Here is an 8968-nt window from a genome sequence, read left to right on the forward strand (position 1 = left end):
CGGGGCATGGAAGCGACCGCCATCATCGGGCCTTCCCCGTCGATGGCGTGATTTTTGTCTTTATTGAACCAGCAGCATCAAGTTCCGTCACAGAAAGGTCCACCATTGCCAATGCAACGGTCAACTTACTCATTCCCGCAGGATTTTCTCTGGGGTGCAGCAACCGCTGCCCACCAGGTGGAGGGCAACAACGTTAGCTCGGACTGGTGGGAACGGGAGCATCGGGATGATACCGACCTGGCCGAACCTTCAGGGGATGCCCTGGACAGTTACAACCGATACGAGGATGATATTGACCTGATTGTCAAAGGTGGTCTGGGTGCCTATCGATTCTCTCTGGAGTGGGCCAGGATTGAGCCCGAGGAGGGGTTCTTCTCCAAGGCTCAGCTCTTGCACTACCGGCGGATGATTGAGGTCTGCCTTGAACGGGATGTTGTTCCTGTAGTGACTCTGAACCACATGACCTTGCCGCGTTGGTTCGCCCATCGCGGAGGATGGAGGTCCGAGGATTCAGCCGATCTGTTTGGTCGCTATGTGGCCAGGGTTCTCCCTATTCTGGACGGTGTGACCTGGGTCTGCACCATTAATGAGCCCAATATGGTCGCCTTGACACGGGGAGGTTCGCAGGGATCCAACATGGCCGCCTCCCAATTGCCTTCTCCGGATCCTGTGATCTCCGAATCGCTGATCCGGGCGCATGACCGAGCTCGGGAGATTCTTGCCGAGGTGGACGCCATCCGTTCCGGCTGGACCATTGCCTGCCAGGATTTCCAGGCCGCTCCGGGATGCACCCGCCAGATGGAGGAGTACCGATATCCTCGTGAGGACATATTCACGGAGGCAGCCAAGGGAGATGATTTCGTCGGTGTCCAGGCTTATCTGCGGACCATCATCGGACCAGAAGGGCCCCTGCCCGTCGTCGACGGTGCGGAGCGTACTCTGACCGGCTGGGAGTACTACCCCCAATCCTTGGAACACGCAGTCCGCCATACTTGGGAGGTGACTGGCCACGTTCCGATAGTGGTTACCGAAAACGGCATTGCCACAGGTGACGATTCTCGGCGCATCGACTATACCTATGATGCCTTGGCTGGGCTCCATACGGCCATGGACGATGGAATAGACGTGCAGGGCTATCTGCATTGGTCCTTGCTTGACAATTACGAATGGGGTTCGTTTAGACCCACCTTTGGTTTGGCTTCATGTGATCCCGACACCTTCAAGAGGGTTCCCAAACCCTCAATGAAGTGGTTGGGCAGAGTTGCGCAAACCGGTGTGCTGAGCCATCCCTGAGTCGTCCACCATCCGGGAAGCAGGTTGTATGTGGATTGTCTGTTTGCCGATGGGTTGGTTGCTTTTGGATTGTCGATATCCCCAAGCCTTGGTTCCCGCCGGGAAGTGCATCGGGTCTGACCTGTCAGGACCATTGTTCCGGTCCGGATCTTCTGCAGAGGCATGAATCCGAATTGATCGCTTATGCTGTCATCAATTCGTGTTCTGCATTTGAACTGTGGTCTGGTTCGACTAATTGAGACGTTTTCCCCCCGTACTACAGCGACACACGAAGCTGGACGCCAGCCGCAAACGGTGCGGCTAACGAGGAGAGGACCGCCTTGTCCAGGCCGTGGAACGGTTGACCAGGCGTGTCCTGGAATCAGGTTTCGGGGTCAGGGGCGGGTGTCATCGCCCATAACCGGAGTCCATGGCAATGTTGAATACCTGCTCCGGTTATCGGATACGGCTGAAATCTGACCCTCGGCCATTCGTATTGACGGGATGGCCTGTTTCACCGTCTCGGAGCGGCTTTCCTGGGCCGCGGATAAGCAATGCTATATTTGGTCATGCCTACTTCCCCTTTTTCCAGGAGGTCTCGTGGCTGGGATCAAGGATGTCGCCGCCGAAGCCGGAGTTTCCATCAGCACCGTTTCATATGTCCTCTCGGGAAAACGACGAGTCAGCGATGAGACCAAGTTGAAGGTTCTTGAGGCTGTTCGTCTCCTGGATTACCGTCCCAAGCGGGGAGCCGCCATGCTGCGCCAGGGGGCCCGGACCAGGTTGATGGCGCTGAGTTCCCCCATGCACAGCTACACCGACTACAGCAACTATGCCGCGTTCTTCTTCGCGGTTGTGGCCAGGGCGCGTCGCTACCACTACAACGTCGTGCTGCTTACGGACGAAAACGAGGAGGATGAACTGCTGCGCATGTCATACAGCGGCATGGTCGACGGGGTACTGCTGCTGGACGTCAATACCGACGATGAGCGAGTGGCTCATGCGCGAACATCCATGGTGCCCTATGTCTCTATCGGTTGCGCGAAGGACCATGCGGACCTTGTTTCCGTGGATACCGATTTCGAAGCCATGGGCAGGATGGCCATTGATGAGTTCTACCGGTTGGGGCATCGGAATGTGCTCATGATCGGAGCCAGTGAGGAAAGCTACCGCCAAGGATCGAACTTCCTGGTCCGGACCAGGGAATCCGTTGAAACGCGAGCAAAGGTGCTGGGAATGCACCTGGACTTCCGATACTCCACCGGTGATGACGCAGTGCACGTGGAGGAGGTCATCGCCTCAGCCTACATGCAGACCCCGGGCATAACGGCGATTATGGCCCAAACCAACATCAGCCACATGAATAACGTCATCGGTTCCTTGTTCAGACGAGGCAAGTCCATTCCCGGCGATGTATCGCTCCTGGCCTTGAGCACCTTCGGCAACGCTTCGGTCATGGAACAGCCCATAGATGAGATTCCCATGCAGCCCAACAAGACATGCTCCCGCGGAGTGGACATGCTCATGGACCGTCTTGAAGGGCGTGAATCCAATCTCGGGGCGGTTGAGCTGATTCCTTCGAGTTACCTTCGCCGAGGATCGGTCGGTCCGGTTTCCGGCAGAGGCTGAACGGTCCGTATCTTCCACTGCAACGACTTGTCGAAAATTGTCGAAATAGTCGGCCGATGATAGTGCAATGAATAAATTAAGTACTGGTTATTCATCGCGGATGACCCTTGAGCAATGAGGCCGAAAGGAGAGGACTCCTATGAAGGTGTCTAAGACAATCATGGCGGCGCTGACAGCCGTGGCGAGTCTCGTGGGACTTGCATCCCTGTCCGGTTGTGGCGGCAGTGACAGCGCCCAGGAGGAGCACCCTGATTCCATCAAGATCTGGTACTACGAGGAGGATAACGGCGCACAGGGCAAGGCCTGGAAGCAGGCCATCGCCGATTACCAGAAGAAGACCGGCGTCAAGGTCAACTTCGAGAAGAAGACCTTCGAGCAGATCAGGCAGAACGCCAGCCAGATCCTGAATTCCGACGATGCCCCCGATGTCATGGAGTATAACAAGGGCAACGCCACGGCCGGCCTGCTCTCGAGCCAGGGACTGCTGTCCAGCCTGAACGATTACGTCAAGAAGTACAACTGGGATAAGAAGATCACCGGCTCACTCGCCGCCCCCGGTAAGTATGACGAAAAGGGCGTCATGGGATCCGGTGATTGGTATGGCATCACCACCTACGGCGAGGAGGTGATGATGTACTACAACACGGAGATGTTCGAGAAGTACGGCATCGCCATTCCCAAGACCATGCCCGAGCTGGAAGCAGCCATGCAGAAGTTCAAGGACAACGGTGTGACACCGCTGTCCGAGGGTGTGGCCGAGTATCCTCTGCAGCACCTCTGGTGGCAGCTGGTCCTGCAGAAGGCGGATACCAAGCTGATCAACGCCTACCAGCGCTATGACGGCAAGGTTGACTGGGAGGGTCCCGCCATGACCTACGCCACCGACACCATCAAGGACTGGGTCGACAAGGGATACATCAGCAAGGATTCAACCGGTCTCAAGGCCGAGGATGCCGGGCAGAACTTCATGAAGGGCACCTACCCCATGTTCTTCTCCGGATCATGGTGGTTCGGACGCTTCCAGAGTGATGTTCCCAACCTCAAGTGGCAGGTCGGTCTCTTCCCCGAGTCCAAGAAGATCCCTGGCGGATCAGGCAACATCTGGGTCATTCCCGAGCGCTCCAAGAAGAAGGATGCCGCTGCCGAGTTCATCAACATGACCCTGACCAAGGACAACCAGAACCTGATGGGCAACTCCGGTGGCCTGCCCATCGCCGCGGATGCCGATAAGATAACCGACCCCAAGAGCAAGGAACTGATATCGGGGTTCAACGAGGTCATCAAGGATGACCGTCTGGGGTACTATCCCGATTGGCCCACCTCCACACTCTATGACGAGCTCAATGCCGGCCTGCAGGAGCTGGTCAACGGCACCAAGGCCCCCAAGGACGTACTCAAGGAACTCCAAGGCAAGTACGACAAGGGTGTTGAGACGTCAGGCGTGAAGCAGAAGTAATCACAAGAACGCTCGGATTGCCCGATCAGTCAATCCGAGCCTGGCTTTATTCACCGGATGGTCCCGCAGCACCGGTCAACGGACCTGCTTTCTTGAGGAAGTGGATTCCCGGTCCTGCGGGACACCGCCCGGACATCATTTGTGTATGAGGAAGTGAGACATGGGATCTCGAAGAAAGAAAGGCGCCGAATCGGTCTCCGCCAGAACCGACGAAGAGCGTGGGATGTCCCGGATACCGGGTAATCCGTCTAACCGTTTCTGGTGGTATCTGATACCAGGCCTGGTGGTCCTGCTCTGGATCATCATCGTGCCGGCTATCTGGAACATCTATCTGAGCTTCACCAACTACCGGGGCATACGTCCGCCGAAGTGGATCGGGTTGGATAACTGGTCCAGACTCATGAGGGATGCCACCTTCTGGGCTTCCTTCCGCAACTCCATCTGGATGATCGTGGCCATGGTGGTCATTCCCATCCTGATCGGTCTGATTCTGGCCTCTCTGGTGTTCGACGTGGTGCAGAAACGCTTCGGTGCCAAGACCGCTTCGACCATGAGAGCCATCTACTACTTCCCCCAGCTCCTGCCCATCTCCGTGGCCGCCCTGGTCATGGGCTGGATTTTCCGGCCAGAGAACGGTGCCCTCAATGCCATTCTGAAAGGAATGGGCCTGGGGCGCTTCCAGCACAACTGGCTGGGATCGCCTGATACGGCTTTGATATTCCTGATGATCATCATGATCTGGATTCAGCTGGGGTATCCGCTGGTCATCTTCATGTCAGGGCTGCAGAGGGTCGATCCGGAACTGTACGAAGCGGCCAGCCTGGATGGGGCCAACTGGTGGCAGCGGTTCAGGGTCATCACCCTGCCGGCCATCAAGCCCGAGATCTTCGTGGTTGCCCTGACCTGCACCATCGCCGCCCTGAAGGTCTTCGCTCCCGTATACATGCTGACCAAGGGCGGCCCTGGCGACAGCACCATCGTGCCCTCCTATTACTCCTATACCCAGTTCTTCCAGTCCCAGCAGGTCGGGTACGGAGCGGCCATAGCAACGGCCCTGACGGTGGTCATCATCGTCATATCGATTGTCTTCACCAACCTTCAGCAGCGGGTTGAGAAAGAGGATGAGGAGTAAGACATGAGTGCACATACCACGCTTCCCAAGGCAAGGAAGAACCGGACGGTGGGAGACTGGGCCATTCTGGTCCTGCTGATCATCGGCGGGCTGATCATGCTCTTCCCCTTCTTCATCCTTCTCCTCAACGCCTTCAAGACCGCGGCCGATTACAACGCATCAGGCCCGCTCTCATGGCCCAGCGAGTTCAGTCTGGCCGGTCTGGAGAAGTTCTGGACCAGGGTCAGGTTCCCCCAGAAGGTCTGGAACAGCATCTGGATCAGCGGACTGGTGTCGGTTCTGGCGGTAGGCCTCTCCGTGCTGAATTCATTCGCGCTCGGCATCGGCAGGGTCAGGGGGCGGCGCTGGATCGTCCTCCTGATCATGCTGGCCAACATGATGCCCCAGGAGGCCCTGCTCTACCCGCTCTACATCATGTTCAAGAGCATGGGGCTGTACAACTCCCAGTGGGCCATAGTGATCATATTCACCGTCATACAGAGCGCCTTCGGCACCTACCTGCTCTCCTCGGTCTACGGCACCTTCCCCAAGGCCATCCTGGAGGCAGCCACCATCGACGGTGCCAGCAGGTGGAGGGTGCTCAAGGACATCGTCTTCCCCATATCCACGCCCACGCTGAGCGTCATGCTGGTCTTCTTCTTCATCTGGACCTGGAACGAGTACATGATTCCCATGGCCTTCCTGATCGACAACGCCAAGCAGACCGTCCCGATCGCCATCGCCTCCCTGACCGGGGACAGGCTCATGGATGTGACCACCACGGCGGCGGCCTCACTGATCAGCATCGTGCCCACGCTGATCTTCTACCTCATCTTCCAGCGCACCCTCTCCAGGGGCATCACGACAGGAGCAGTGAAATAAATGAAATTCACCAATGGATACTGGCTGGCTCGACCCGGGGTCGAGGCGCTGTATGCCCGTTCGCCCTATGAACTATCGGTTGGCGATGATGGCAGGAGCATAGATGTGTTGGCCACCACGCAGGTGATTCATGACAGGGCGGATACACTCAATCTTCCGATCTTCCGCATCCATGCCTCATCGCCGGCCGAGGGCATTATCCGTGTCCGGGCATCGCATTGGAAGGGCAGCAGGGTCTGCCCCGGGTTCCCGGTCAATGAGCAGGATTCGGACGGTGGGACTGTAAGCGCCGGAGCCCAGGGCCCCGGCGATGGTGAGGTCGGCGAGGAGGGTGCCACCGTCCGCCTGGACAGCGGTGATCTGAGCCTGACCGTGACCAAGGGCAGCACTTTCGATATGACCTTCAGGTGCGCTGACAGGGAACTGACCCATGCCCGGGGCAAGTCCCTGGCCAGGTTCCTTCTTGAACCCGACGCAGCGGTGTCGACCCAGCCGGTCGGGGAGTTCGGTGTTTCCCCCACGGCCAATGCCTATGACGAGTCGCCGGTCTTCACCTCCATCCAGCTCGGCCTGGGTGTGGGGGAGCGGGTCTACGGCTTCGGCGAACGGTTCGGCCCCTACCTGAAGAACGGCCAGTCCGTCGACATCTGGAACGAGGACGGCGGCACCGCCAGCGAACAGGGCTATAAGGACATCCCCTTCTACATGACCAGTAACGGATATGGTGTCCTGGTCAATAACAGAGGGCATGTATCCTTCGAGGTGGCCACCGAGAACACCGAGACCGTCCAGTTCAGCGTGCCGGGCGAGACCATCGACTTCTATCTGATCGCAGGGCCTGATCCCAAGCGGATTCTGGAGAGGTACACCGCCCTGGTCGGCAGGGCCGCCGAGGTTCCTGCCTGGTCATACGGTCTGTGGCTGACCACATCCTTCACCACCAAGTACGATGAGCGGACGGTCACCTCCATGATTGACGGCATGGCCGAGAGGGACATACCGCTCAGCGTCTTCCACTACGACTGCTACTGGATGCGCGAGTTCCACTGGACCGACTTCCAGTGGGACAAGCGGTTCTTCCCCGATATCGAGGGAACCCTGAGTCGTCTCCACCAGGACAGGGGCCTGCACGTCTGCGCCTGGATCAACCCCTACATCGGTCAGGAAAGCGCACTCTTCGATGAAGGTGCCGCCAAAGGCTACCTGGTGCGCAAACCCAACGGTGACATCTGGCAGACCGACCTCTGGCAGGCCGGCATGGGCCTGGTGGACTTCACCAATCCCGAGGCCCGCGACTGGTACAAGGAGAAGATAAAGACCCTCCTGAACCAGGGGGTCGATGCCATCAAGACCGATTTCGGTGAGCGCATCCCCTCGGATGTGGTCTGGTTCGATGGGTCTGATCCCGCCACCATGCACAACTGGTACACCCAGCTGTACAACCAGGCGGTTTTCGAGGCCATCGAGGAGGCCCGTGGCAAGGGACGGGCCTGCCTGTACGCCAGGTCGGCGACCGTCGGTGGGCAGCAGCAGCCGGTGCACTGGGGCGGGGACTGTGAGTCCACCTTCAACGGCATGGCCCAGACCCTCCGGGCCGGTCTCTCCCTGGCCAGCTCCGGTTTCGGCTTCTGGAGCCACGATATCGGCGGTTTCGAGGGCGCCCATCCCGATCCAGCGGTCTACAAGCGTTGGATCGCCTTCGGTCTGCTCTCCTCCCACTCCCGTCTGCACGGCTCCACCGTCTATCGGGTGCCCTGGCTCTTCGACCAGGAGGATGAGCGCCGGGGTGTGGTCAATCCTCCCGACCAGACCGCCGTCAGTGTGCTGCGTGAGTTCACCAAGCTGAAGATATCGCTCATGCCTTACCTCTACCAGGTGGGACTCGGGGCACATGAGGATGGTCTGCCGGTCATGCGGTCCATGTTCATGGAGTTCCCCGAGGATCGTACCGCCCTTGACTGCGACCGACAGTATATGCTGGGTCCCTCCCTGCTGGTGGCCCCGGTCTTCTCCTACTCCGGAGACGTGGACTACTACCTGCCCAAGGGCGTGTGGACCAACTGGTTCACCGGCAGGCAGGAGGACTGCCGCCAGGCCGGTCGCTGGATCAGCGAGCGGTATGGTTTCGATACCGTGCCGCTCTGGGTTCGAGACGGAACCGTCCTGGTAACCCGGGAGGGTCAGGCCAGCACCGAATACGCCTATGGAACCGATGCCACGGTTTCCGTTTTCATGGCCCAGGACGGCAAGGCCCAGGCCCGCGTCCGGGACGAGGCAGGCGACGATGTCGTCTTCTCCGCCGAGCGCAATGGGAATCAGGTGACCATCGCCTCCTCCGACGGCCGTGACTTCACCGGCTGCCTGGGCAGGGACGAGGGTGTGCGTTCGCAGAATGGGCGTGTGGTTCTGACCGTCGCATAGGCAAGCGTCCGTCTGTCGCTGCAGTCCATGTACATCGGACTGCAGCGACACACCAGACTGGACGCCCACGTCAAATGCGGTAATATATATGAGTTGTCGAAAACAAGAGATTGTTGACGATGACATGCGCCAGTAGCCCAATGGATTAGAGCAGCTGACTACGGATCAGCAGGTTGCAGGTTCGAATCCTGTCTGGC

At 58.7% G+C, this 8968-nt stretch carries 6 protein-coding genes; all 6 read left to right on the plus strand.

Features of this window, described 5'->3' with window-relative positions; translation table 11 throughout:
• Window positions 1-111: 111 nt before the first annotated feature.
• The 6 genes from Q0K62_RS04365 to yicI all read left to right on the plus strand — a co-directional run bounded on the left by Q0K62_RS04365 (window position 112) and on the right by yicI (window position 8771).
• Window positions 112-1293 (plus strand): family 1 glycosylhydrolase, encoded by a 1182-nt coding sequence (locus Q0K62_RS04365; RefSeq protein ID WP_297316761.1) that lies wholly within the window; start codon window positions 112-114, stop codon window positions 1291-1293.
• A 579-nt stretch (window positions 1294-1872) separates the two neighbouring features.
• Complete coding sequence (locus Q0K62_RS04370; protein WP_297316762.1) at window positions 1873-2901, plus strand: LacI family DNA-binding transcriptional regulator; 1029 nt, start codon at window positions 1873-1875, stop codon at window positions 2899-2901.
• 139 nt (window positions 2902-3040) lie between these two features.
• A complete protein-coding gene (locus tag Q0K62_RS04375; RefSeq protein WP_297316763.1) occupies window positions 3041-4357 on the plus strand; it encodes an extracellular solute-binding protein in 1317 nt (438 codons plus the stop codon).
• 223 nt (window positions 4358-4580) lie between these two features.
• Window positions 4581-5489 carry a sugar ABC transporter permease gene (locus Q0K62_RS04380; RefSeq protein WP_297316768.1) on the plus strand — a complete coding sequence of 303 codons (909 nt, stop codon included), beginning with the start codon at window positions 4581-4583 and terminating at the stop codon, window positions 5487-5489.
• A gap of 3 nt (window positions 5490-5492) precedes the next feature.
• Window positions 5493-6350, plus strand: a complete 858-nt coding sequence (locus Q0K62_RS04385) for a carbohydrate ABC transporter permease (RefSeq protein WP_297316764.1) — start codon at window positions 5493-5495, stop codon at window positions 6348-6350.
• Window positions 6351-8771 carry an alpha-xylosidase gene (gene yicI, locus Q0K62_RS04390; RefSeq protein ID WP_297316765.1) on the plus strand — a complete coding sequence of 807 codons (2421 nt, stop codon included), beginning with the start codon at window positions 6351-6353 and terminating at the stop codon, window positions 8769-8771.
• Window positions 8772-8968 lie beyond the last annotated feature (197 nt).

The sequence above is a fragment of the uncultured Bifidobacterium sp. genome (assembly GCF_945269915.1).
In the GTDB taxonomy this organism is placed as follows: Bacteria; Actinomycetota; Actinomycetes; order Actinomycetales; family Bifidobacteriaceae; genus Bombiscardovia; species Bombiscardovia indica.